At 60.2% G+C, this 23,840-nt stretch carries 22 protein-coding genes; 17 read left to right on the plus strand and 5 right to left on the minus strand.

The annotated features are described in order from the left end of the window. Positions 1 to 34: 34 nt before the first annotated feature. Positions 35 to 1,240: a S1 family peptidase gene (locus tag IRY30_RS01695; RefSeq protein WP_194555674.1), complete on the minus strand. Its 1,206-nt coding sequence runs from the start codon at positions 1,238 to 1,240 to the stop codon at positions 35 to 37. Positions 1,241 to 1,331: 91 nt separating this feature from the next. On the opposite strand from IRY30_RS01695, the gene IRY30_RS01700 reads away from it, so the two are divergent. From IRY30_RS01700 to rfbB, 10 genes are all read left to right on the plus strand, one after another. Next, positions 1,332 to 2,141, plus strand: a complete 810-nt coding sequence (locus IRY30_RS01700; protein ID WP_194555675.1) for a hypothetical protein — start codon at positions 1,332 to 1,334, stop codon at positions 2,139 to 2,141. A gap of 26 nt (positions 2,142 to 2,167) precedes the next feature. Continuing rightward, entirely contained in the window at positions 2,168 to 2,710 is a 543-nt protein-coding gene (locus tag IRY30_RS01705) for a hypothetical protein (protein WP_194555676.1), read from the plus strand. 137 nt (positions 2,711 to 2,847) lie between these two features. After that, on the plus strand, positions 2,848 to 5,658 hold the full coding sequence (locus tag IRY30_RS01710) for a heavy metal translocating P-type ATPase (protein ID WP_309825626.1): 2,811 nt from the start codon (positions 2,848 to 2,850) through the stop codon (positions 5,656 to 5,658). Between the two features lie 97 nt (positions 5,659 to 5,755). Next, complete coding sequence (hemL, locus tag IRY30_RS01715; RefSeq protein ID WP_194555677.1) at positions 5,756 to 7,093, plus strand: glutamate-1-semialdehyde 2,1-aminomutase; 1,338 nt, start codon at positions 5,756 to 5,758, stop codon at positions 7,091 to 7,093. Positions 7,094 to 7,171: 78 nt separating this feature from the next. After that, positions 7,172 to 7,777 carry a histidine phosphatase family protein gene (locus tag IRY30_RS01720; RefSeq protein ID WP_194555678.1) on the plus strand — a complete coding sequence of 202 codons (606 nt, stop codon included), beginning with the start codon at positions 7,172 to 7,174 and terminating at the stop codon, positions 7,775 to 7,777. Between the two features lie 76 nt (positions 7,778 to 7,853). Then, a complete protein-coding gene (locus IRY30_RS01725) occupies positions 7,854 to 8,486 on the plus strand; it encodes a TlpA disulfide reductase family protein (RefSeq protein WP_194555679.1) in 633 nt (210 codons plus the stop codon). Beyond that, positions 8,473 to 9,309, plus strand: coding sequence for a cytochrome c biogenesis CcdA family protein (locus tag IRY30_RS01730; RefSeq protein ID WP_194555680.1), 837 nt, complete (start codon positions 8,473 to 8,475; stop codon positions 9,307 to 9,309). The genes IRY30_RS01725 and IRY30_RS01730 overlap by 14 nt, the downstream gene beginning before the upstream one ends. A gap of 22 nt (positions 9,310 to 9,331) precedes the next feature. Further along, a complete protein-coding gene (locus IRY30_RS01735; protein WP_228502489.1) occupies positions 9,332 to 11,056 on the plus strand; it encodes a cytochrome c biogenesis protein ResB in 1,725 nt (574 codons plus the stop codon). A 156-nt stretch (positions 11,057 to 11,212) separates the two neighbouring features. After that, complete coding sequence (ccsB, locus tag IRY30_RS01740) at positions 11,213 to 12,280, plus strand: c-type cytochrome biogenesis protein CcsB (RefSeq protein WP_194555681.1); 1,068 nt, start codon at positions 11,213 to 11,215, stop codon at positions 12,278 to 12,280. A gap of 55 nt (positions 12,281 to 12,335) precedes the next feature. Beyond that, positions 12,336 to 13,430 (plus strand): dTDP-glucose 4,6-dehydratase, encoded by a 1,095-nt coding sequence (gene rfbB / locus IRY30_RS01745; protein ID WP_194555682.1) that lies wholly within the window; start codon positions 12,336 to 12,338, stop codon positions 13,428 to 13,430. Here the strand turns inward: rfbB and IRY30_RS01750 are convergent. Next, positions 13,427 to 14,758: an MFS transporter gene (locus IRY30_RS01750; protein ID WP_194555683.1), complete on the minus strand. Its 1,332-nt coding sequence runs from the start codon at positions 14,756 to 14,758 to the stop codon at positions 13,427 to 13,429. The two genes, rfbB and IRY30_RS01750, sit on opposite strands and share 4 nt — an antisense overlap. Before the next feature lie 283 nt (positions 14,759 to 15,041). Between IRY30_RS01750 and IRY30_RS01755 the strand changes: the two genes are divergently transcribed. From IRY30_RS01755 to rfbA, 6 genes are all read left to right on the plus strand, one after another. Then, positions 15,042 to 16,040, plus strand: coding sequence for a siderophore ABC transporter substrate-binding protein (locus IRY30_RS01755; protein ID WP_194555684.1), 999 nt, complete (start codon positions 15,042 to 15,044; stop codon positions 16,038 to 16,040). Positions 16,041 to 16,116: 76 nt separating this feature from the next. Next, on the plus strand, positions 16,117 to 17,124 hold the full coding sequence (locus tag IRY30_RS01760; RefSeq protein ID WP_194555685.1) for an ABC transporter permease: 1,008 nt from the start codon (positions 16,117 to 16,119) through the stop codon (positions 17,122 to 17,124). Then, complete coding sequence (locus tag IRY30_RS01765; RefSeq protein ID WP_194555686.1) at positions 17,117 to 18,184, plus strand: iron chelate uptake ABC transporter family permease subunit; 1,068 nt, start codon at positions 17,117 to 17,119, stop codon at positions 18,182 to 18,184. Before IRY30_RS01760 ends, IRY30_RS01765 begins: the two co-directional genes overlap by 8 nt. Continuing rightward, on the plus strand, positions 18,181 to 18,936 hold the full coding sequence (locus IRY30_RS01770; protein WP_194555687.1) for an iron ABC transporter ATP-binding protein: 756 nt from the start codon (positions 18,181 to 18,183) through the stop codon (positions 18,934 to 18,936). The genes IRY30_RS01765 and IRY30_RS01770 overlap by 4 nt, the downstream gene beginning before the upstream one ends. A gap of 45 nt (positions 18,937 to 18,981) precedes the next feature. Continuing rightward, positions 18,982 to 19,683: a dTDP-4-dehydrorhamnose 3,5-epimerase gene (gene rfbC / locus IRY30_RS01775; protein ID WP_194555688.1), complete on the plus strand. Its 702-nt coding sequence runs from the start codon at positions 18,982 to 18,984 to the stop codon at positions 19,681 to 19,683. Between the two features lie 5 nt (positions 19,684 to 19,688). Then, a complete protein-coding gene (gene rfbA, locus IRY30_RS01780) occupies positions 19,689 to 20,558 on the plus strand; it encodes a glucose-1-phosphate thymidylyltransferase RfbA (protein WP_194555689.1) in 870 nt (289 codons plus the stop codon). Between the two features lie 64 nt (positions 20,559 to 20,622). On the opposite strand, the gene IRY30_RS01785 is transcribed toward rfbA, so the two are convergent. Continuing rightward, a complete protein-coding gene (locus IRY30_RS01785; RefSeq protein ID WP_194555690.1) occupies positions 20,623 to 20,973 on the minus strand; it encodes a hypothetical protein in 351 nt (116 codons plus the stop codon). Between the two features lie 104 nt (positions 20,974 to 21,077). On the opposite strand from IRY30_RS01785, the gene IRY30_RS01790 reads away from it, so the two are divergent. After that, a complete protein-coding gene (locus tag IRY30_RS01790; RefSeq protein ID WP_374708557.1) occupies positions 21,078 to 21,503 on the plus strand; it encodes a DUF4229 domain-containing protein in 426 nt (141 codons plus the stop codon). 36 nt (positions 21,504 to 21,539) lie between these two features. Here IRY30_RS01790 and IRY30_RS01795 read toward each other — a convergent pair whose 3' ends face one another. Next, on the minus strand, positions 21,540 to 22,457 hold the full coding sequence (locus IRY30_RS01795; protein WP_194555691.1) for a 1,4-dihydroxy-2-naphthoate polyprenyltransferase: 918 nt from the start codon (positions 22,455 to 22,457) through the stop codon (positions 21,540 to 21,542). Between the two features lie 74 nt (positions 22,458 to 22,531). Continuing rightward, positions 22,532 to 23,785, minus strand: a complete 1,254-nt coding sequence (locus IRY30_RS01800) for an AMP-binding protein (protein ID WP_194555692.1) — start codon at positions 23,783 to 23,785, stop codon at positions 22,532 to 22,534. Positions 23,786 to 23,840: the final 55 nt, after the last annotated feature.

Consider the following 23,840-nt stretch of genomic DNA (forward strand, 5'->3'; position numbering starts at 1 on the left):
GGTTAACCCGCGCTGGCGCTGGTTGACGTCCCGGTTAGTTGGGTAGCCCCAGCTCCATGTCCGTGGCGTCCAGCACCGGCTGGACCAGCGCGAAGTCCGTCACATAATCATTGGGCTCTTCGTTCTCGTTGACCGGGGAAGAGGAGAGGATGCCCAGCGCGGCCACGCGATTTCCTCCGAGCCTGATGTAGAGGGGCGAGCCAGAATCACCATTCTGGCTGTAGATGTTGGCCCGCACCATGTACTCGTTCCACGCCACGATGGGGCCGCAGGTTTCGCCCGAGCGAAAACCGAACTTGCACACGATCATTCCCTGGTGCAGGTCAGCAGCTCCGGCGACCGTGGTGACTGTAAAACGCTCATCGATCAGGGGATTGATAGCGGTGTGCTTGTCTAGGGCGATGATGGAGTAATCGCTATCTCCCGGCTCGCCGATGAGTTGGGGCAGTTCATGGGGACGGGGAGAGCTGGAAGAAAACCGCTGGCTTTCCTCGTCCGCTCTCACTTCTTCCTCATCGAAGGATTGCATCACGTCCCACGTGCCGAGGGGTTCGCTCGCATAGTCATGAGTGGGGTCGGGCCACCCCATTTCGCTATCGGTATCGCCGGCCATGCAGTGCCCAGCTGTCAACGCTGCCGGGTCCGATTCATCCGCGTAATGGCCCACAAAAGCCATGGTGCATACGGATTCCTCATCAATATCCAGAGTCATCCCGGGCCCAGGCACTGGATAGGACTCCCAATCAGAAATGTGTTTGACCCACGGGCTGGAGAGAAAAGGGCCAAAACTTTTCGCGGCGGTTGTTTCCTGGCGCTGGTAACCGCTATCGGAATAGGAAAGCAGGAAAGCACTGGTTCCCTGGTTGGGTTTGGTGTACGCCGGCGGCGGGGTGTGGAGATCCCGCTGAGCCAGGTCATTGAGAGAGACTTGAATGGCCGCATTATCAGGGGAGACGTATTCCCCATCTGCGACATCCGGGCGGTTGTTGGACTGGTTCCAGTTGCTGATTCCCAGGAGGAAGAAGAGCGCGATGGCCACGATTCCCACCACGAGCAGGAAAGAGTTGGAATACCTTTTCCGCTTGACCGCATATGGGTACGCCCCATGCGGATATGGCGCATAGGGAGCGTTAGGAACGTACGGAACATAAGGAGCATGAAGATTGCGCGCCTCTGGCGGCGGGCTGCTCGCGTAGGGATAGCGGGGAAACCGCGGTGGCGGTGGCGGTTGGGCACTCACGAGAAATAAGAATAATCGCCGCAGGGAACTCGTGGGTTGTCTAGGGGAAATAGGGCAGGTTGTCTGCGCAACCAGTAAGGTGGAAAGCCGTATGAGCAGCGAAATAAATCAGGAAGATCTGAAACCGCCCAAGGTTGGGCGCCCGGACGGATTGGCAAAGAACCTTAAGGGTGCGCCCGAAGATGTGCGCATGGGTGTGTTGATGTGGTGGAGCGTCTGCAGCATGCAGGCTCTGTACGCCATCGTCCAGTTTGTGGCGAACATCGTGGACCCCAGCGTCCTGCGCGCCCAGGTGAAGGCTCAGTCCGAGACCCTCGGCGGCTTTGGTGGTTTCGGAGAATCCGTTGCGGAGCAGGATTCAGCCACGTCCGCGTCCACCTTCAACGTGTCCATGCTGGTGTGGATGCTGGTCATCATTGCCGTCTGCGCTTACCTCACCTGGCGCGCCGGGCGAGGCGGCCCGCATTCGCGCATGTTCCTCAACGTGGGTTCTCTCTACCTCGCGCTGCAGGCGGCTTTGCTGCTGTTCGGAACCACCAACTCCACCATGCCGGTGGCTTTCGTGCTGATTCTGGGCATCCTGAGCATCCTCTCCGGCGTGACAGCCGTGTTGGGAATGTGGTTCATGTCCCGCCCGGAAAACCACACGTGGCTGGGTATTCCAGACGTAGCCGAGGTGGAGAAGTACGCGGCGGCTGTGCAGCGGCGTCGAAAAGAAGAAAAAGACGCGAAACAAGCCAAGAAGCAGGCTCAGGAGCGGGAAAAGAAAGAACAGGAAGCACGGGATCAGGATTCGCCTGCTGCGCCCAATGGCCGAAATCCCAATGGCCAAAATCATGGTCATAATCATGGCCAGAACGGCGAGCCACCTCACTCGCCCAGCAACCCTTACCGCCGTTAACCACACTCACCACGGAGAAGATTCCCATGCCTTCCATGTTCCCCTCAATGGCCCCTAACGCGGATGACCGCAACCGCAGGACCAAAGCCTGGCAACCAGGTGACCCCACCCCGCGCGTCGTGCTCATTGCCTCCGTGTTGTTCGTGATCCTCGGCGTGCTCATGGTGCTCTCCGGAGTTGTGATGTTCACCGTGGATGTGGACGGGCAGGCCATGAACGCAGATGAGGCCGAGCGGCTGGAATTCCTGCGCGACAACGTGCGGATCCTCGGCGGAATCAACGTGGTCCTGGGGCTCATCATCACCGGGTTGAGCTTGACCTTGCGCCTGGGACACCGCAATCGCCGCCGCGTGCTGCTGTGGGTTTCCTGCCTGGCCATCCTGTTCATGCTGCTCGGCTGGGTGTTCGGTTTCACCGGGCTTGGCCAAGCCGTGCTGGCTTTGGGTCTGGCCATCGCGTGCCTGATGGCGTTTAGGCCAGCGGCGGATCCTTTCTTCGACGCCGGACATCGCCTCGAAGCACCCGTCGAGGGAGACGGCACTCTGCACGGGGATGAGCTGCGCCCCTAGTTTTTCCAAATGCCAGATTTCTGACGTGGTTTCTGGCGCGGAAAAACTGGAAAAATAGTCATCTCGGTTCCCTGCACCTAGAATCATCCTGATCGTCCAATGATGGGCAAGATCGTGTTGTAGAAAGGCATGAGCCAGTGGCTGAATACAGTACCGGGCATGCGCGTGCGCAGGGAGTTCCCGGTGCACCGCGGGTTGTCGATGGTTCTGCGGATACCCCGCAGAAGACGGGAACTGTCGATTCCGTGGAGCGCGCCATCCATGAGGCACGTGCGGCCGCGAAGGCTGCCGGGTTCGATATGGATAAAGCCGCGGATCTGTCTTCCCAGGAGCGCGAAGGTTTCCGCCGCGCCCGCGGGCTCTCCAGTTTCGCGTTCCGCTTGGAGGGTCTGGAATCCGCCGTGGATGCCACCGCTTTGGAGGTGGATCTCAATGCGATGCGCGGCGTGGAGGCCGTGGTGGTTTACGCCTCCCGGATGGCGTGGATCTCCGCTGAGGAGTACGTTAACCCCTCTGAGCTGCTGGAACACATGCGGAACATGGGTGTTGAGGCGTGGATGACAGCCTCCACCCTGCGCCGACGTTCGGATCGCTTGGATATCAACGAGTCACAGCGCCGGATGCGCAGGCACTCCCATGCCAAGGATCCTTCCCGCCTGTTGGCCAGCTCCCGCACCCGTGGCGCCGAACCATCTCTGGCCAGCAAGCGACACCGCAGCCCTTTCGATGGCACTGAAGTTCTACACACTGCCCGCGAGCTCATCACCAAGCTGCGCCTGTTCGTGGCAGTGGTGCTGGGCGTGCCAGTGGTGGGCATGGATCTGTTCCAACAGTGGCAATTCGATGGCTGGCAGTGGGTATCCCTGGCGCTCACCACCCCGGTGGTGACGTGGTGCGCGTGGCCTTTCCACCGCGCCGTGCTGGGCGGATTCCGCCGCAGCCTCTCCGCCCTGGATGGTGCCAGTTCCTCGGCTATCGTCATCGCCTACCTGTATTCCATTTGGGCGCTGGTGTTCACGGAGGTCGGGGAGATCGGTTGGACCTCCCACCTGGTGTTCATTTCCCAGCAGTGGACGGATGCAAACCGGCATAGCTCGTTGTTCCTGGACGTGGCCTGCGGAGTCACCATCTTCTTGTTGTTCGGCCGTCTTCTTTCCCGACGCAACCATCTGCGTTCCCGGGCCATCCTGCATGTGCCCACCAAGGTCTTCGAGACGAATGTTCTGGTGGTTCGCAAGTCCAAGAAGGGTCAGATCACCAAGACACAGGTGGCGCCCACGGAACTGCGCAGGGGAGATGACATCATCATTCCTCGCGGGGCATGGGTGCCGAGTGACTGTGAAGTGGTCTCCGGTAAATCCCCCGTGGACATGGGGCCAGTGGGAGGAGCGCACCGCAAGGCGGAGGTGTCCGTGGGCGACCGCGTGTATGCCGGTGCGCGTAACCAGGGGCCCACGCTGAAACTGCGCGTGCAGCAGACCGGTTCCAAGACGCGCTTGGCTGCGATGGAGCGCTGGTTGCGCCACGCTGTCCACGATGAGAACCGCTTCACGCAGATCGCCAACCGTTCGGCCAGCCTGCTGGTGCCGTGGGCGCTGGCTATTGCTGCGGTGAACTTCCTGGCGTGGCTGGTTTTTGCCGGTTCGGTGGAAGCCGCGATGTCCAGCAGCTTGTCCATCTTGGTGGCCGTAGCCCCGGTTACTTTGGCTCTTTCTGCACCCCTGGCCCTGCGTTTGGGTCTGGCTCGCGCTGCCTCCCACGGGGTGCTGTTGCGTGCCACCGGCACCATTCACCAACTGGCCTTGGTGAACTCCGTGGTGTTCAACCGCGTGGGAACGCTGACAACCGGACCCATGCAGGTGATCGGGGTTGTCCCCGCCAAGGGGGAAAACGCGGATCTGGTGCTGCGCGTGGCAGCAGCGCTGACCATGGAATCCGAGCACGTGGTCTCCCAGGCCATCGTGCGCGCGGACCGCGAGGCCCGCGATGCGAATGCCGGTGGAGATGCCATTCCGCACTGGCTCGAAGCCGGAGAAGTGGCCGTGAGTGAAGACGGATCCTTCCGCGGCATGGTGGATATCCCCATGGACGGGCAGATGCGCCACGTCCAGGCACGCCTGTGGCGGCCCCGGGATTTGGGTGAGGTGAAAGATAACCGCTTGACCAGTGCAGCCGTGTCCGGTGGTAGCCCCATCTTCGTGCGTTGGAAGGGCAAGGACAGGGGAGTAATCCTCATCTCGGACTCCATCAAGGACGATGCTCCCGATGCCGTGGACAAGCTGGAGGAAATGGACATTGAAACGTTCATGCTCTCTCGGGACACCTACCCAGTAGCACGCAAAACCGCCAACAACCTGGGCATTTCCACCGTATTGGCAGGCATCGTGCCCAACCGTAAGGAAGCCACCGTCCGTGGATTGCACGCCCGGGGAAATAACGTGGCGATGGTCGGCGACCGGGATAGCTCCATGGCCCTGCGCGCCGCAGACGTGGGCGTGCTCATGGCGGGCAAAGACCACATGGATCCGGTATCCGTGAGCATCGCGGATGTGGTGATCATGCGTGATGACGTGATGGCACTGCCGGAAGTCATCAACCTGACCCGCCACGTGCGCAACACCGTGGACTGGAACATCTGGCTGACATGGGGTTACAACGGCCTGGCCATCATCCTGGGGGTCACCGGATTGCTCAACCCGTTGCTGGCTCCCGTGGCCATGCTGGCCAGTTCCGCGCTGATCGAGTGGCGCTGTGCCGGAGTGGTGCGCCGGAACTTCGATGCTTCCCTGATGCGCCACACCCACACCTGGCAGGGAAGGGCGGACAGAGCCCGCGCCCTGCGCAAGTTGAAGAAGCGCCGCGAGCAGCGTGAGGCCGCGCAGGAATACACGCGCGAGGAATCCACCAGCGGAAGCTCGGACTACGCAGATTCCCCAGTCGGGGCGTAGGTGGCGGCGTCGATGACGGCGCAGGGCGTCGAAAAAAAGTAAATAGTTACACTGGGAAAAGACCCCAAGCTTTAAATATTTAGGAGGGAATTTTCCCGTGTCTCAATCCACAGAGCCTCAATCTGGCCAGTTCAACCACAGCACCAGTGCGCAATCCATGCAGCGAGCTCAAACGCTCATCCCCGGTGGTGTGAACTCGCCGGTGCGCGCCTTTGGATCCGTGGGAGGCACCGCGCCTTTCATCACCAGCGCGAAGGGATCCCAGCTGCATGATGAAGATGGGAACACGTATGTGGATCTCTTCTGCTCCTGGGGGCCGATGATCCATGGGCACGCCCACCCGGAGATCGTGGAGGCAGTGCAGCAGGCAGCGGCTAAGGGATTGAGCTTCGGCGCCCCCACCAGCGCAGAGGTTGACCTGGCCGAGGAAATCGTGGCCCGCACCTCCGTGGAGAAGGTGCGTTTGGTGAACTCCGGTACTGAGGCAACCATGTCCGCCACGCGTTTGGCTCGCGGATTCACCGGGCGGGATAAAATCCTCAAATTCGCGGGTTGCTACCACGGTCACGTGGACTCGTTGCTGGTCGCGGCAGGTTCCGGGGTGGCCACCTTCGGTCTGCCGGATTCACCCGGCATTACCCGGGGTGCCGCGGCAGACACGCTGGTGGTGCCTTACTGGGATGTGGAGGCCGTGAAGCAGGCATTCGCGGAAAACCCAGGTGAGATCGCGGCCATCATCGTGGAGGGCACACCCGGCAACATGGGTACCGTGTCCGCGGTGGATTCTGCGGGGGTTTCCTTCAACGCGCAGCTCAAGGAGATCGCGCACGCCAATGGGGCTCTGCTGATCGTGGATGAAGTAATGACCGGATTCCGCGTGGGCTACCAGGGTTGGTTCGGCAAAGATCAGGTGGCAGGAGATTTGACGACGTTTGGCAAGGTGGTTTCCGGGGGATTGCCCGCTGCTGCTTTCGGCGGACGGGCAGACATCATGGATCACCTGGCTCCGGCGGGATCCGTTTACCAGGCTGGAACGCTCTCCGGAAACCCAGTGGCTGTGGCCTCTGGCCTGACCTCCCTGCGCCTGGCCACCGAGCAGACTTATAAGACGCTGGATAAGAATGCCGAGCGGGTCAGCAGCTTGATCTCTGATGCGCTCAGCGCGGAATCCGTAGCCCACCACGTACAGTGCGCCGGGAACATGTTCTCCTTCCGCTTCGCCGAGGGCGAGGGCAAGAACTTCGAGGATATGCAGGCAGCGGATACCTTCCGCTTCCCGGCTTTCTTCCATGCGTTGCTGGACCACGGAGTCTTCGCTCCACCAAGCGTGTACGAAACCTGGTTTGTCTCCACCGCGTTGACGGATGCGGACTTCGAGACCATCGAGAAGGCAGCCAAGGTGGCAGCTCAGGCAGCCGCGCGCGCTGAAGCCTAAAACCGGGGCTCTCAATCATCGGCTTGAGGCTCCCGCGTTCTTAGGCTCTGGACGCGCGCACGGGTAGGGTCAATACCCATGACAACGATTGTTCACCTTGTCCGCCACGGCGAGGTCCATAATCCAGCGAAAATCCTCTACGGGCGCCTGGAGGGCTATCAGCTTTCCGAGCGTGGCCGCAATATGGCGCACGCTACCGCCAGCGATTTGGCAGATCATGACGTCACCTACCTCGGTGTCTCCCCGATGCAGCGCGCGCAGGAAACCGCGCAACCCTTCGCGGAGAAGCTGGGGTTGGAGATCCACACTGACGAGCGTTTGCTGGAGGCCGGAAATCAATTCGAAGGCCTGCACATCAAGGGCGTGCGCAGTGCGCTGTGGAACCCCAAGTACTGGCCAATGTTGAAAAATCCTTCCCTGCCCAGCTGGGGTGAGCCATACACGGAGATCTGCGAGCGCATGTGGGATGTCATCGAAGATGCCCGTAACCAAGCCCGCGGACACGAGGCGGTGTTGGTGTCTCATCAGCTACCCATCGTGATGATCCAGCGTGATGTCCAGGGTCTTTCCCTGGCACACAACCCGGCTGCGCGACAGTGTGAACTGGCCTCCGTCACCTCTCTGGTGTTCGACGGCGCAGACCTCACCGATGTGTACTACAGCGAACCAGCGCAAGAAATCTAAAACACTCTCAGCTAGACATAACCACGCTCGGCGGCTGCACTTTCTGCCACTCATGGCCGGGCAGAGGACTGAACGTATGTTGCACGTGAAGAAGTTCGCCGCAGTGATGGCAGTGCTTGCCACCATGGGAACCCTCGCAGCTTGTGGGGAAAACTCCACCGCCGGCACCGATGCGGTAGCCATCGGCGGGTCTTTCGAGTTCGTCTCCCCAGGCGGGCAAACATCGATCTCTTACCCGGAGGATGAGCGCAAGGAAATCGGCAACATCCAGGGCGTGGATCTGCTGGATGATTCCAAGGTGTCCCTGGAGGATTTCGAAGGGCAGATCGTGGTGCTGAATGCATGGGGTCAGTGGTGTGGACCGTGCCGCAGCGAATCCGATGATCTGCAAGCCGTGCACGAGAAATTGCAGAAGGATAAGCAGGGCACCTTGCTGGGCATCAACGTGAAGGATCCTGTGCGGGAAAAGGCGCAGAACTTCGTGAAGGATAACCGGATCACGTATCCCTCCCTCTATGATCCGCCGTTCAAATCTGCCCTCGCCATGGGTGGCGTGCCCGCGTCGGTAATCCCCACCACTATCGTGCTGGATAAGCAGCACCGCCCGGCGCATATCTTCCTGCAGGAAGTCACCGAGGAGCAGCTGTGGGACGTGGTGGAACCATTGACCCACGAGGAATCTCCAGCCACTGACAATGGAGGAAAGTAGGGCAGTGGCCAGCCAGATTGACACCCTAGTACTGGCCGAGAGCATCGGCCAAACCTTCTCGGAGACGGTTTCCGCCGGGCCCATTGTCCTGGCTCTGTTGGCAGCGGCAGTGGCTGGTCTGGTTTCTTTTGCCTCTCCATGCGTGATCCCTTTGGTACCGGGTTACGTCTCCTACCTGGCCGGGGTAGTGGGCGCGGAGACCGAGTACACCGCCGAGGGCACGGTGGTAAACAACAAGAAGGCCCGCGTGGCCAGTGCTGCGCTGCTCTTCGTCGCCGGTTTCACCGTGGTGTTTGTGCTGGCCACGGTCACGGTGTTCGGAGTCATCAGCGCGCTGATGATCAATCAGGAAATGCTGATGCGCATCGGTGGCGTGGTGACCATCCTCATGGGCATCGTCTTCATGGGCTTCTTCCGCCCCCTCCAACGGGACACCCGGATGGCGCCGAAGCGCTGGACTACCCTGGCCGGAGCCCCGCTCTTGGGTGGCGTATTCGCACTGGGATGGACCCCGTGCCTCGGCCCCACACTGGCCTCCATCATTTCTGTCTCCGCCGGCACCGAAGGCATCACCGCCCTGCGCGGAGTGCTGCTCATCATCGCGTACTGCCTGGGCCTGGGCATCCCGTTCGTACTGGTCGCGCTGGGATCCGCGCGGGCCCTGCGCGGAGTGGATTGGCTGCGCCGCCACTCTCGCACCATCCAAATGCTGGGAGGAGCCCTGCTGATCATCGTGGGTATTTTGCTACTCACCGGTCAATGGGCGATGCTCGTGGAATGGATTCGCGTCGCGTTCATCACTGACACGACTCTGCCGATCTAGGTTGGCGTCGGGAAAAAGGAACATGATGGCCACGAAAATTGCTGAGAAGAAATCGAAGAACCCAAACCCCATGAAAAAACTCCTGGCCCTCCCCAAAGCCGCCTGGCAATGGCTCACCAAGATGCGCACCGCCCTGGTGCTGATGGTGCTGCTCGCCCTCGCGGCGGTTCCCGGTGCCCTGTTGCCGCAGCGTTCGCTGAACAAAGACAACGTGGCAAATTACATCGCGGCCAACGGCAAGACGGCGGAGATCTTCGACAAGCTGCAGCTCTTTGATGTCTTCAGCTCCACCTGGTTCGCGGCCATTTATGCCCTGCTGTTCATCTCCCTGGTGGGTTGTATTCTGCCGCGTTCCTTGGATCACTACCGCGCCCTGCGCTCCAAGCCACCGCGCGCGCCGAAGGTTCTGAGCCGCCTGCCCAATCACGTGGAGGGGGAGGTACCGCAATCGATGGACGCGGTGCAGGAATCCCTGCGCGTGCAGTTCAAGGGCTGGTACCACAGCGAAACTGACGCCAAGGATGACCGCGCGGGTGCCTGGTCCATGTCTGCGGAAAAGGGTTACCTGCGCGAGTTCGCCAACCTGGTTTTCCACCTGTCCCTGGTGGGCATTTTGATCGCGGTGGCTACTGGTCGATTGATGTTTTATGAAGGCCAGGTCATCGTGGTGGCGGGCACTGAGCGTTCTGAGTTCTGTAACTCGGCTGTCTCCAACTTTGACTCCTTCCGCCACGGCCCCATTTTCGATGGCACCGGCCTGACCCCGTATTGCGTGAACGTCAAGGACTTTTCCGCCGAGTACCTGGAATCCGGCCAGGCCGTGCACTTTGAGTCCAATATTGATTACGCGGATGCCCAGACCGCCATGCTGCCTAAGGAAGAATGGGAGCATCAGAAGCTGCGCGTGAACCACCCTCTGCGCATCGAGGGCGACCGAGTTTACCTCCAGGGCCACGGCTATGCGCCCACGTTCACCGTGACCTGGCCGAACGGTGAGAAGTACACCGAGACCATCCAGTTCCGCCCGGATGACCTCACCAATTTCCTCTCCTCGGGAGCGGTGCGTTGGGACCCTCCGGCGGGCATGTATGAAGATCTTTTGGAACGACGCCAAAACCAAATCTCTATCCAAGGTTTGTTTGCGCCCACTGCGGAATTCACCGGAGAAAAGGGTGCGTTGTTGAGTTCCAGCTTCCCCGCGATGAATGATCCGGCTGTGGCAATCGATGTTTACCGCGGCGATACCGGTTTGGATGGTGGACGCAGCCAGAACATCTTCTCGCTGGATTCCGAACAGCTCCACAGTGGAGCGATGCAGAAGCTGGATCGGGTGAACCTGCGCGCAGGTGAGTCCGTGGATCTGGAAGATGGCACCAAGATCACCTTCGATGGTGCCCAGGAATTCGTGAACCTCCAGGTATCCCGCGACCCAACTGTTTTGTGGGTGCTGGGCTTTGCCATCCTGATGCTGGTCAGCTTGGTGGGCTCGCTGCTGATCAAGCGCCGCCGCTTCTGGGTGCGCCTGACCCCTGGAGCCAACGGCGGAACCCACGTGGAGATCGCCGGGCTTTCCCGCACCGATACGGCCGGCTGGGGCAAGGAGTTCAACCGCAGGTCAGAGAAGATTCTGGGTCTGGAAGATGAAGACCTGGATGATGAGCTAGACCAGGATTCCATGGATTGGGAATCCAGTTACGACGATGGGCTGGATGAGGCCATCAACCGGGCTCGTGGCGAGCGCGATTAGCACCCGGAGCCTGCGGTGGCTGGCGGGCAAGCATTTCCCGCTGGCAGCAGGCTTGTTTGCTCCCACCATGGGGGCTAACTTTAGTGGAGACACAAGGACTACACGTGCAACCTTGGCGAGGAATCGCCACCGCGATTGCGTGGGAATTTAAGGATTATGGGACACAACGATATTGACCAAAATCTAGCGAACCTTTCGGACAATACGTTCTGGGCCGCGGTGACCATCTACCTGTTGGCGCTGGCGGTTTCGCTGGGTTATTACTCCTTGGTTCAGATGTCCAACCAGAACCGACGGGAACGCGCAGAAGCTCTGCAGTTGGCGGCTTCTGATCGCGCCGCTGAACGCAGCACGGTCAAGGTTGGTGCCGGAGGCTCTGATATTTCAGACGTGGATTCCGCTACCTCGATGGATCCAACCCTTCCCAAGCATTTGCAGGCGGATTACATCGTTAGCCGAGTGCGGCGCGCGGATAAGCTCGGCGGAATCACCCAGGCATTGGTGTGGCTGGGTCTGGTGCTGCACGCAGCGCAGGTAATCTTGCGCGGTCTGTCCGCCGGTCGCTTCCCCTGGGGCAATCTCTTCGAATACGTCACCGTGGTGACTCTGTTCTCCATGGTGATCGCCGCTGTGGTTATTCAACGGAAGTCCGTGCGCGTGATGTGGCCGTGGCTGCTCACCCCAGTGGTGGCTTTGCTGTTCTACGCGGGCACCAACCTGTACGCGGAGACCGCACCCGTGGTTCCTTCGCTGCAGTCCGGCTGGTTCCCCATCCACGTTTCCACGGTGTCCATCGGCGCAGGTTTTGGCCTGATCTCCGGCATTTCCTCCCTGATGTACCTCTTGCGTTCTTACCAACCCAAGGGTCAGGAAAAGGGAATCCTGGGCAAGATCGCCGGGCCTCTCCCGGATGCCACCAAGCTGGATACCTTGGCCTACCGCACTGCGGTGTGGGCTTTGCCTATCTTCGGTTTGGGTGTGGTGTTTGGTGCCATTTGGGCCGACGCCGCATGGGGCCGCTTCTGGGGTTGGGACCCCAAGGAGACCGTGTCTTTCATGACGTGGCTGCTGTACGCCGTGTACCTCCACGCGCGTGCCACCCCAGGCTGGCGAGGACGTAAGGCCGCATGGATCAACGTGATCGCCTTTGCCACCATGGTGTTCAACCTGTTCTTCATCAACATGGTGATCTCCGGTCTGCACTCCTACGCTGGCCTGAACTAGAGCCGTAATTCGGGCTGTACGAGAGCCGTGAACGAGAGATGGAGAGCATCCCAGCATGAGTAGTGAATCCCGCCCCCGCACTTTCTCCCACTTGTTGGTCACCGGGGGAGCCGGGTTCATTGGTGCCAACTTCGTTCATCGGGCATTAGAGCGGCGGCCCGAGGTGCGCGTCCATGTGTTGGACGCCATGACGTACGCTGCCAACCCGCGGAATCTGTGCACCGAAGAGGGCACGCCGCTGGAGCAGGCGTATCCGGGGCGATTCGCGTTCACACACGGCGATGTTGCGGATGCTGATCTGGTGGATCAGCTGGTGGGGGATCTGGCGAGCGAAGCGGGCGGTGCCGATCACGCGGCCATCGTTCACTTTGCTGCGGAGAGCCACAACGATAATTCCCTGCGGGATCCGGGAATCTTTGTGCGCAGCAATGTGGAGGGGACAGTAATCCTGGCCAACTCCGCAGCCAAGCACGGGGTGCACCTGCACCACATCTCCACCGATGAAGTATTCGGGGATCTGGCACTGGATGATTCACAGCGCTTCACCACCGAGACCGCTTATGCGCCTTCTTCACCTTATTCGGCCTCGAAAGCTGCGGCGGATCACTTCATCCGCGCCTTCTCGCGCTCGCTGAACCTGCGAGCCACCATCTCCAACTGTTCCAACAACTACGGGCCGCGCCAGCACCCGGAGAAGTTCATTCCCCGGCAGATCACCGCCCTCTTATCGGGTGGCACGCCCCGTTTGTATGGTGCTGGCCAGAACGTACGGGACTGGATTCACGTGGATGATCACAACGATGCCGTGTGGGCGATCTTGGAGCGTGGAGAAATCGGGCAGACCTATTTGATCGGTGCGAATGGCGAGCGCACCAACATGGACGTGGTGCAGGATTTACTGCGCATCTTCGGTAAGCCGGAAGATGACTTTGTGCACGTCACGGACCGCCCTGGGCATGATCGCCGCTATGCCATTGATCCCGCCAGCATCCACGCGCTGGGCTGGCGGCCTGTCTTCAACGAATTCTCTGCCGGACTCGCGGACACGGTTGCGTGGTATGAAAACAATCGAGACTGGTGGGAAGAGTCGCGGGTGGCGTCGGAAGAAAAATACCGAGCCAACGAGCGGGAAGTTCCCCGCGAAGCCTAGAGCTCTTGCTTTTCCAGGTCGCGAGGGGTGACTGCCAAGGCGACCAGGGAGATGGCACACAGGATCATGAGGTACACGCCGATTGCCCAGGTACCGCCGAAGGTGTCCATCAACAGCTCGGCGATCATCGGAGCAAACGCGCCACCGAGGATCGCGCCCAGGGCGTAACCCACGGATACACCGGAGAAGCGCACGGAGCGGGGGAACATCTCGGCGTAGAGCGCAGACTGCGGGCCGTAGCTCAATGCCAGGCCGGGGACGAAAATGATCAGAGCTGCGGCGAACATCCAGATGTTGGCTTGATCAATCAGCATCCACACGGGAAGCACGCAGATGAAGAGGATCACATAGCCGATGGAGAATGTGCGGACGCGGCCGATCTTGTCGGACAGCGATCCTGACCACAGGGTCAGCACTGCCCAGAGCAGCGCGGCCACGATGACCGCGGAGAAAACCTGAGTCTGGGGCAGGCCCAGGGTCTTCGTGGCATAGGCGCCCATGAACGCGATGATCATGTAGCCACATGCGTTGTTTGCAGCGAAGATGAACGCAGCGGTGACTACGGTGCCGAAGTGATCGCGCATCATTTCACCCAGGGGAGCGGAGGATTCATCTGCGCGCTCGCGGATCTCCTCATATACAGGGGATTCGGAGACTCGGAAGCGGATGATAGCGCCGATGACCACCAACACCACGGAGATGAGGAAAGGAATGCGCCATGCCCATTCCACGTAGGCTTCCTTGCCGAAAATGGTGGTGAGCAGCAAAAGCACCACGGTGGCGGCGGTCAGGCCAGCTGGCACGCCGATCTGAGGGTAGGAACCGTACAGGCCACGCTTGCCCTTGGGAGCGTGCTCCACGGCCAGCAACGCCGCGCCGCCCCACTCGCCACCGGCGGAAAAGCCCTGGACGATGCGCAGGATGATGAGCAAGATGGGTGCGGCGATACCGATGCTCTGGTGCGTGGGCAATAGACCGATGAGCGCGGTGGATAGGCCCATGAGGATCAACGTGCCGGAGAGCACCACCTTGCGGCCATACTGGTCACCCACGTGTCCAGCGACGATTGCACCCAAGGGGCGGAACAAGAAGCTGATGCCCAGGGTGGCCCAGGAAATGATCTGTGCCAGCGTCGCATTGTCAGAGGAAGCCGGGCCGAAAAATTGCGTGGCGAACACCAAGCCAGCGGCTTGGGCGTAGATGAAGAAGTCGTACCATTCGATCGTGGTGCCCACCAGAGTGGCACCCAGGATCTTGCGCTCTTCGCGGCTTTGACCCTGTACGGAGGGGTTTCGCTGAGCGGAGGAGGGGGAGGCGGGAGAAGACATGGTGAATGAATCTATCAGTTCCGATACAAAATCGTTATATTTAGGAACTTCTCAGTAGATGTTTAGTTTCACACGTGCGCGTCTCCCCTGATTTTGCAGGTAGAGGGCGGGCAAATGTGGGCAACTGAGAAGGAGTATGTAAGGTGAGCATTGACTAACTTAGCTTTACCTAGCTAGGGTTCAGCGCATCGTGGCGGTAACCACTTTTGGTCTGTACTCAAGTGCTCTATCGCTAAAACCGCTTCAACGTTTCAACAAATATTCCTAAGGATGAACCTCACCCATGGCAACCAAGATCACTCTGCGTTCCGCACTTCTCGCCTCATTGGCTGCCTCCAGCTTGGTTTTGGCTGGATGCTCCACTGCTGAAGAAGAAAACACCACCGCATCTTCCGGCACCACGGTGGAGGTGGAAGATAACCACGGCGTCGTAGAGGTTCCGCAGGATCCAAAGGCAGTGGCCTCTACTGACAACCGCAGCTTTGAAATCCTGCGCGATTGGGGAGTGGACCTGGTTGCTGCCCCGCTTCCACTGGTTCCTCGCTCCGTCCCGGAGTACCGCGATAATAAAGACATCAAGGATATGGGCACGCACCGCGAGCCCAACTTGGAGGAATTGGTTGCTGCGCAGCCGGATCTGATCATCAACGGCCAGCGCTTCGAATCCCACTATGAGGACATCAAGAAGCTCAACCCGGATGCCGCAGTGGTGGACTTCACCCCGCGCGAGGACAAGCCATTGGATGAAGAGCTGCGTCGCCAGACCGAGGCCCTCGGGGAGATCTTCGGTAAGGATGCCGAAGCAGACGCGCTCATCGCAGATTTCGATAAGGCTCTGGAGCGCGCCAAGAAGGCTTATGACGGCGATTCCAAGGTCATGGCGGTCAACGTTTCCGGAGGAAACATCGGCTACGTGGCCCCATCTAAGGGCCGTTTCTGGGGACCAATCTTCGATTGGCTGAACCTCAAGCCAGCCCTCGAGGTGCCAGAGTCCAGCAACAGCCACACCGGTGATGACATTTCCGTGGAGGCCATTGCCGATTCCAACCCGGCGTGGATGCTGGTCCTGGATCGCGATGCCGCCACCAGCGATGCAGATAAGCCAGAGTACGAGGCTGCCAAGAACATCATCGACAAGAACGATGCGCTGAAGAACGTGCCCGCCATCAAGGACAAGCACACAGTCTTTGCTCCAGAGGACAGCTACGTCAATGAGAACATCATCACCTACACGGAGATCCTGAACTCGATCGCTGATTCCTTCGAAGCCGGCAAGAAGTAGCTCCCGCAGCTTCCACAGCTTCCGCAGCTTCCGCAGCTTCCGCAGCTCCCACAGCAAGTAACTCTCCGAAAGCTCTATGACACCAGTTTCTGCCACCAGCACCGCGCGTCGCGAGATTCCTCGCCAAACGCGCGGTGCTTCGCTGTTTGATTGGAAGCTGACCCTCGGCATCCTGGGCGTATTAGCCCTGCTGGGGGCATCCTTGCTGATCGGCGAGTACGACATTTTCAGCGGCGAATTCGGCTGGGAAATGTTCGGCATCACGCGCATCCCGCGCACCATCGCCCTGGTGCTTTCCGGCGCGGCAATGGCCATGTGCGGCTTGGTGATGCAGATGCTCACGCAGAACCGCTTCGTCTCGCCCACCACCACGGGCACCACGGAGTGGGCAGGGTTGGGTCTGCTCACGGTGATGGTTGTCTTCCCCACCGCCCCGATCCTGGCCAAGATGCTCGGGGCTATCCTCGCCTCCTTCATCGGCGCGATGATCTTCTTCCTCTTCCTGCGCCGCATTTCTTTGCGTTCTTCGCTGGTAGTTCCCATCGTCGGCATCATGATGGGCGCGGTGGTCAGCGCCGTTTCCACATTTTTCGCCCTGCAGACGGATATGCTCCAGGCACTGTCAATCTGGTTCGCCGGCAGCTTCACCTCGGTATACAAGGGTCAGTACGAATTCCTCTGGTTGGTGCTCATCGTGGTGGTTTCGGTGTTCATCATGGCGGATCGCCTGACGGTGGCTGGCCTCGGTGAAGACATCGCCACCAACGTGGGCCTGAACTACCAAAAGATCGTGTTCTACGGCACCGGCTTGGTGGCCATCGCCGTGGGAGTGGTGACCGTGGTGGTGGGCAACCTCCCGTTCTTGGGTCTCATCGTCCCCAACATCGTCTCCATGCTTCGCGGCGATGACCTCCGCTCCAACCTCCCGTGGGTGTGCCTGACCGGCATCGCGGTGGTCACGGCCTGCGATATTATCGCCCGCGTGGTCATTGCCCCTTTCGAGATTCCCGTCTCGGTGGTGCTGGGCATTGTGGGCGCGGTGGTGTTTGTGGTGCTGATCGTGAGGCAGGCTAACCATGGCTGATTCTTCTCCTCTTCTTCTCGACGCCACCCCTGCCCCCTCCAACCCATCCACCAGAAGCCGACGCTCGTCGGGTGCATTCAGTTCTGCGAAGGCGCGTCGCAAATACTGGGTGGTGATGGGGATTCTGCTTGCCCTCGCGCTGCTGTTCTCCTTCGGTTTGTTGGCCTATGGCAATCCCATGCCCGTGGGTACGCCCCAGTTCTGGCTGCTCGCGGAGCGGCGAACTGAGGCATTGTTTGCCATGGTGGTGGTGGCTTTGTGCCATTCCCTGGCCACGGTGGCTTTTCAGACGGTCACGAATAACCGCATCATCACCCCGTCCATCATGGGCTTTGAGTCCCTTTACGTGGCCATCCACACCACCACCGTGTTCATTGGTGGCACTTCCGGGTTGTTGGCGGCGCGCTCGCTGGGAGCTTTCAGTTTCCAGATGGTGCTGATGGTGGCGCTGTCTCTGGTGCTGTACTCGTGGCTGCTCACGGGCAAGAATTCCAATATGCACGCCATGTTGCTCATCGGAGTGGTGATCGGTGGCGGGCTGGGTTCGGTATCCACGTTTATGCAGCGCATCCTCACGCCCAGCGAATTCGATGTGCTCACCGCCCGCTTGTTCGGTTCCGTGAATAACGCGGATCCGGAATACTATCCCGTGGCACTGCCTTTGGTGGCTATCGCGGGCGTGCTGCTGGTTCTGGCCTCCCGCAAGCTCAATGTTCTCGCGCTGGGGCGGGATGCGTCGATGAACGTGGGCCTGAACCACAAATACTTTTCCATCTACATCTTGGTGCTGGTCACGGTGCTTATCGCGGTGTCCACGGCACTTGTTGGGCCCATGAGTTTCCTGGGATTTCTGGTGGCCACGCTGGCCTATCAGCTGGCGGATACCCATGATCACCGCTACCTGTTCCCCATGTCATTCCTGCTGGGCATCGTGGTGCTCACGGGAGCGTACTTCTGTATGAACCACATCTTTGATGCGCAGGGCGCGGTGTCCATCATCATCGAGCTGGTGGGTGGCGCGGTTTTCCTGTTTGTCCTGCTGCGAAAGGGTCGCTTGTGATTTCTCTGAGTCAAGTCCGCAAGAACTACAACGATGAAGTGGGAATCGGACCGGTAGACCTGCAGATTCCCGCTGGCGGGATCACGGCTTTCGTCGGTCCCAATGGCGCTGGCAAGTCCACCCTGCTCACCATGATCGGGCGCCTGCTGGATATCGATGAGGGCGCAATCGAGGTCGCCGGGTTGGATGTCTCCTCCACCAAATCCAAGGATTTGGCCAAGGTGGTCTCGATCTTGCGTCAAGAAAATCACTTCATCACCAAGCTCACGGTCCGGCAGTTGGTCAGCTTCGGCCGCTTCCCCTACACACAGGGCCGGTTGAAGAAGCAGGATGAGGAGATCATCTCCCGCTACATCGATTTCCTGGGGTTGGAGCAGCTGGAAAACCGCTACCTGGACCAGCTTTCCGGTGGGCAGCGCCAGCGCGCGTACGTGGCCATGGTGCTGTGTCAGGAAACCGATTATGTGCTGCTGGATGAGCCACTCAACAACCTGGATATCGCCCATTCCGTGCAGATGATGGCTCACCTGGCCCGTGCTGCCAAGGAGTTCGGACGCACCATCCTGGTGGTTCTGCATGACATCAACTTCGCCGCCCGCTATGCGGATTACATCTGCGCGGTCAAGGACGGGGAGATTGTGGAATTCGGTGAAGTAGCGCAGATCATGAACGATAAAACCCTCACCGACATCTTCGATACTCCAGTGACCGTTTTGGACGGCCCCAACGGCCCGCTCGCGTGTTATCACTAGCGCGTGGGCATCGCTTTCGGGTGGCAGGACGTTAGAGTAGAGCGCATGACATCCAGCACCGCATTGGACTTTTCCGCAGCCGACAGCGAACCCGGCAGCATCACCCCGTTGCCGCTGAAGGGCGCGTGGCTGTTCACCCCGCGTGTCTTCGAGGATGAGCGTGGCAGCTTCCACGAGTGGTTCCGCACGGAGCAGTTCACGGATCACATGGGCTACCCATTCGACGTAGCCCAGGCCAATCTCTCCCGCTCCACCCAGGGAGTCATCCGCGGTGTGCACGTGGCCGAGGTGCCACCGGGACAGGCCAAGTTCGTGACCTGCGTGGCCGGTTCCGTGCGCGATGTCCTCGTTGATCTGCGCAAGGGTTCTCCCACCTTTGGAAAGCATGTGGTGATTGAGCTGAGCGAGGAGAATAACGCGGGCGTGTTCATCCCCCTTGGCGTCGGTCATGGATTCACCGCCACCTCGGAGCGCGCCACCCTGAACTACCTGGTCACCGAGGCCTATGACCCCGAGCGTGAATTTGAAATTAATCCTTTCGACGCCAGCCTGGACATCGACTGGGGAATTGACCGCGAGCAGGCCGTTGTCTCCGAGAAGGACAGCCAGGCGCCTTCGCTCGAGGAAGTCAACGGGCGTTTGGCCAGCTGGAATGAAGTACGCGGCTGGGAGAAGGAACTGCGGGATTCATGGGCTGAGGCCATGACCGCTGCTGAGGAGTGGGAAATCGCGGAGGGCGAGGACTAAATACCGTGAAAGGCATAATCCTGGCGGGCGGTACCGGCTCGCGACTCTGGCCCATCACCCAAACGCTCTCCAAGCAGCTGGTGCCGGTGTATGACAAGCCGATGATCTATTACCCGCTCACCACGCTGATGCTGGCGGGAATTCGGGAGATTCTGGTGATCACCCGCGGTGAGGATGCGCAACAGTTCCAGCGCTTGCTGGGCGATGGCTCGCAGTTTGGGGTGAGCTTGGAATACGCCGTGCAGGATGCGCCGAATGGCCTGGCTGAAGCGTTTTTGGTGGGCGAGGATTTCATCGGCGATGACTCCGTGGCGCTGGTGCTGGGAGACAACATCTTCTACGGCGCCGGGTTGGGCACGCAGTTGCGCCGGTTCGCCGAGCCCGAGGGCGGCACGATTTTCGCCTACTGGGTGGCCGAGCCGCAGGCGTACGGAGTGGTGGACTTTGACCAAGACGGGCACGCGCTGAGCATCGAAGAAAAGCCGGAAAACCCGCGCTCCAACTATGCAGTGCCGGGGCTGTATTTCTATTCAAACGACGTGGTGGATATTGCCAAAAGCTTGGAGCCCAGCGCGCGAGGTGAGCTGGAAATCACCGACGTGAATCGACGCTACCTAGAGCGCGGAGACCTGCACGTGGAGGTTCTGCCACGCGGAACTGCCTGGCTGGATACCGGAACGGTGGATGATCTGGCTGCTGCGGGAGATTTTGTGCGGGCCATTGAAAAGCGCCAGGGTTTGAAGGTGAGCTGCCCGGAAGAGGTGGCTTGGCGGATGGGTTATATCTCCGATGAGCAGCTGAGTAGTGCTGCTGATCGCCTGGCCAAGAGTGGTTATGGGGAATACCTGCACGGATTGCTGCGCAGGGGGAAGTAAAGCAGGAAATTAGCTCAGCGGGACAAAGTTCTTAGCCTGCTGGTCGGGGTCGAGACCTGGGGTTCTAGCCAGCAGGTGGGGTAGGAGGTGCAGAGGGATCTTCTGGGTCCTCTGGCCGCTTGAGCTTTTCTTCCCTCTGCCGTCGCAGTCGCTCCGCCTCTATCCTTTGCTCTTCCGCGCGCTCTGCCTCGCGGCGCTTCTTGAAGCGCTCTTTCTCGATGTTCCACAGGAAATCAGAATCATCATCTGGGCCTGCCGGCTTCGCTTCCACCTGCCGCGGGTTCCGATTGCGGAAAATCTTGGCTCCACCTGCGCCGTTTGGTTTTGGCAATCGTGTGCCAGATCCGGGGCCGAACGCTTTCCACAGCATGACAATCGTGACGATGATGAGGAGCAGAATAACCAAGCGACCCACGGCAGATGATTCCTTTCGATGAGGAGAGCTTCATTTCATGTTAGGGGATATCTGCAGCTGGGGGAGATTCGCTATGCGCAGATCGCGAAACTACGCTGGGGAGCGTGAGTAAAGAAAACCAGCGCGAAACTGCCGAGTTCAAGGAATCTGCGGAGCCCCAGGACACCGCGGGTACCCCGAATGCCGAGCCCATCCAGGAGTCCGCAGCTGCATCCACGGCCGAGCCGATCCCCAAGCCGAAGCTCGGAGCCAAGGCGATCAAGGACATTGCCCTCTACGGCTTCCTGCGCGTGCTGCTCTTTCTAGTGCTGACGTTCGTTATCCACTCGATCGTGATTCTGCTGGGCATGGGTAGCTTCTTCCCGCTGCTGATCAGCGCGATGCTCGCCCTGATCATCGCCTTCCCTCTGTCCATGTTCCTGTTCAAGAAGCTGCGCATTCGCACTACCGAGCAGTTGGCTGAGTGGGACGCGGGTCGGCGCGCGCACAAGATGCAGATGCGACGCCAGCTTGAGGATCGTTTGGGTTAGTGGCCAAATCCGGCAGCTCGATCTAGCAGGTAATGCCTAGCCGAGGAATGATGCGCCCAGCATGATGATGGACCAAATCAACATTCCGCGACCAGTGATACCAAGTACGGGGATGAGCCCGCGGCCTTTGACTCCGGCCCTGATGAACCTGCTGGCGTTGTACCAAAAAATGGCCGCGAGCAGAGCCAGCGCGAAGGGGGCGTGCACGGCTGCAAGTGCTGCGGTGAGCACGATGGCCGTGATGATGAGACCGATCCACAGCTGACGGGTGCGGGCATCACCCAGGCGCACGGCCAGGGTGATCTTACCGGTGGCGCTATCGGTGGGGATGTCTCGCAAGTTGTTCACCAGGTTCACCGAGCTGGAGAGCGCGCCCACGGTCACTGCCATCGCGAGTCCTGCCCAAGAGATGCTGTCCGTCTGGGTGAATTGGGTTCCCAGCACTGCGACCAGGCCGAAGAACACGAATACGGCCACTTCGCCCAACCCGCGATAGCCGTAGGGGTTCTTGCCCCCGGTATAGAACCACGCGGCCAGGATGCACACAGCACCCGCAATGATCAGCCACCACGCGCTCAACAGGCTCAGCGCAATACCAGCGATACCCGCCAACGCAAAGCAGATAAACGCTGCGTATTTCACCTTTTTCGGCTGCACCAAACCGCTGCCTGTGAGGCGCAGAGGGCCGGAACGCTCGTCATCAGTGCCGCGGATTCCATCGGAATAATCATTGGCGTAGTTCACACCGATGATCAGTGCCAAGGCCACAATCGCCGCCAAGAGTGCGCGGAGAAAAGAGGCCCCGGAATCCAGCTGAGCAGCCGCCGTGCCTGCCAAGACAGGAGCAAAGGCATTGGCCCAGGTGTGCGGGCGGGCGCCCTCGAGCCACTGGCTAGCGGACGCGCCGGGGTAAGGCCGGACAGCGGATGCGGACTCGGGTTGGTGGTCAGTCATAAAAAGTGAAGTCTCCCGCGTTTGGGTGAGGTGTACGAAGGCAAGTAATTCAGGGTACTCACTTTAGTCTGCGCTCAGGGCTGCTCCCGCAGTAGCTCAGCCACGGCCTGCCGATCTACCTTTCCCGAATGAGTCAGAGGGAGGTGCGGAAGGGCGAGGGTGTGCGTCGGAAGAAGGAAACGATCCACGTGCGGGCGCAGTTGCTTCCGCACGCTCTCGGTGACGTCCATCGCGGCCGGCGCGTTATCACTGGCCACAGCCACGGCGATGGCCTGGCCGAATTCAGGGTGATCTACTCCCACCGCACAAGCCGATCCCTGGAGAGTGAGGAGTTGGCCAGTAGCGGTTTCCACCTCGGTGATGTGCTGGGCGATGGTTCTCTCCACGTCCTCGGGGAGGATCTTGTAGCCGCCGGAATTGATGGCGCCATCTGCGCGGCCGTGGATGCGGAGGATGCCATTGGTCACGGATCCGAGGTCGGTGGTGGCGAACGTGCCGGGTTCGGGGAATGCCTGCGTGGAATCCACATTGCGATAGCCGCGAGCCACCATCGGCCCGCTGATGTGCACGGGTCCGGGGGAGTGGTCGGAGTTGATGATGATGCGCGCGCCGGGCAGAGGGATGCCGTCATAGGCCACGCCGCCGGAGGTTTCACTGGAGCCATAGGTGGTGAGTACGCGGGCACCGGATTCCCGCACTTTTCGCAGCGTTTCGGGGTTCGCGGCGGCACCGCCCACCAGGATCGCGGCGTATTCGTTGAGCGCATTCAGACCAGCGGGATCGGCAATCAAGCGCTCTAACTGCGTGGGGACTAGGGAGGTGTGGAGGCACTCATTGAGGTGGGCGGCGCGCAGTCGCTGGGTGTCGGCAGCGAAATCGGTGGCAGTGAAGGGCACATTTCTTTGCAGGTGAGTGGCCACGGTGGGAGTAAATCCCGCGGCCAGGCTGCGCAGGATTACCTGCAACCCGGCGATGTGATGGGGAGGAAGTGCTAACAGCCACGGCCCGGGCACGGAGTCCTCGCCAAAGGTATCGCGCACATGCTGAGCAGTCGCGGCGGCCGAAGCTCGAAGATTTTCCGCAGAGAGCATGGCTCCCTTGGGGGTGCCGGTGGAGCCGGAGGTGCAGGCAATCAAGGTGCCAGGATCGATGTCTTGGCCCACCCGCATGCTCTGGGCGAGTTCCGCGTTGGCGCGTTCCTGCGCGGGAGTGTGCGCCACCGGCAGGGGGAGGAGGGAGCGCTGTCCGTCCATCATGGCTTGAAGGGCGGCGAGGAATTCAGCGATATCGCGCGGATCGGCGGTCACTGCCTCCAAGGGAATGCTCATGGTTGCAGAGTCTAGTCCGCTCGCATTCCGAGCTTCTTCAGCGCTGGGGAGCGAT

The sequence above is a fragment of the Corynebacterium suicordis DSM 45110 genome (genome assembly GCF_015351405.1).
Lineage (GTDB): Bacteria > Actinomycetota > Actinomycetes > Mycobacteriales > Mycobacteriaceae > Corynebacterium > Corynebacterium suicordis.

Coding starts and splice junctions, on each gene's coding strand:
- IRY30_RS01700 (WP_194555675.1), top strand. CDS start 1,332: ATGAGCAGCGAAATAAATCAGGAAGATCTGAAACCGCCCAAGGTTGGG.
- IRY30_RS01705 (WP_194555676.1), top strand. CDS start 2,168: ATGCCTTCCATGTTCCCCTCAATGGCCCCTAACGCGGATGACCGCAAC.
- IRY30_RS01720 (WP_194555678.1), top strand. CDS start 7,172: ATGACAACGATTGTTCACCTTGTCCGCCACGGCGAGGTCCATAATCCA.
- IRY30_RS01725 (WP_194555679.1), top strand. CDS start 7,854: ATGTTGCACGTGAAGAAGTTCGCCGCAGTGATGGCAGTGCTTGCCACC.
- IRY30_RS01730 (WP_194555680.1), top strand. CDS start 8,473: ATGGAGGAAAGTAGGGCAGTGGCCAGCCAGATTGACACCCTAGTACTG.
- IRY30_RS01735 (WP_228502489.1), top strand. CDS start 9,332: ATGATGGCCACGAAAATTGCTGAGAAGAAATCGAAGAACCCAAACCCC.
- ccsB (WP_194555681.1), top strand. CDS start 11,213: ATGGGACACAACGATATTGACCAAAATCTAGCGAACCTTTCGGACAAT.
- rfbB (WP_194555682.1), top strand. CDS start 12,336: ATGAGTAGTGAATCCCGCCCCCGCACTTTCTCCCACTTGTTGGTCACC.
- IRY30_RS01750 (WP_194555683.1), bottom strand. CDS start 14,758: ATGTCTTCTCCCGCCTCCCCCTCCTCCGCTCAGCGAAACCCCTCCGTA.
- IRY30_RS01755 (WP_194555684.1), top strand. CDS start 15,042: ATGGCAACCAAGATCACTCTGCGTTCCGCACTTCTCGCCTCATTGGCT.
- IRY30_RS01760 (WP_194555685.1), top strand. CDS start 16,117: ATGACACCAGTTTCTGCCACCAGCACCGCGCGTCGCGAGATTCCTCGC.
- IRY30_RS01765 (WP_194555686.1), top strand. CDS start 17,117: ATGGCTGATTCTTCTCCTCTTCTTCTCGACGCCACCCCTGCCCCCTCC.
- rfbC (WP_194555688.1), top strand. CDS start 18,982: ATGACATCCAGCACCGCATTGGACTTTTCCGCAGCCGACAGCGAACCC.
- IRY30_RS01795 (WP_194555691.1), bottom strand. CDS start 22,457: ATGACTGACCACCAACCCGAGTCCGCATCCGCTGTCCGGCCTTACCCC.
- IRY30_RS01800 (WP_194555692.1), bottom strand. CDS start 23,785: ATGAGCATTCCCTTGGAGGCAGTGACCGCCGATCCGCGCGATATCGCT.